Raw genomic sequence first — 353 nt, 5'->3', positions numbered from 1 at the left:
ATATACCACCAATGAAGAACTCGAGAATTTAAAAGAGGGAATAATCAATTTTTCCACTTTTAAACTACATGAGTTTCAATGGGTTTCAGGTAAAGATATAGACAATATAACCCATTTCTTATACATGAGATTCTTCTTACACGATAGAAGAGGAATTGTAGGTATAGAAGTAGTAGCTGACAATAAGCAATCAAAGCCTTATTGGATGCGTTCAAATCTGTTTATTCTTACGGAACTTAATCAAATTGATGATTTTATAAAAAAAATAGAACAGTTAATTAGTGAGGAAATTACTGAGTTAGAAAGCATAATTTCAGTCTGACAATGATAATTTTTGTAAGTAAATTACATAT

General features: G+C 28.9%; 1 protein-coding gene. It reads left to right on the top strand.

The genetic code is table 11. The features are described from left to right. Window positions 1–322, top strand: a 322-nt coding sequence (locus tag AC1DJR_RS34205; RefSeq protein WP_477004692.1) for a hypothetical protein, incomplete at its 5' end; no start/stop codon positions are given. Window positions 323–353: the final 31 nt, after the last annotated feature.

The organism is Bacillus sp. 05T31 (assembly GCF_056396725.1).
Note: the sequence above shows the minus strand (reverse complement) of the source record. Positions and strands in the feature narration are given on the sequence as shown.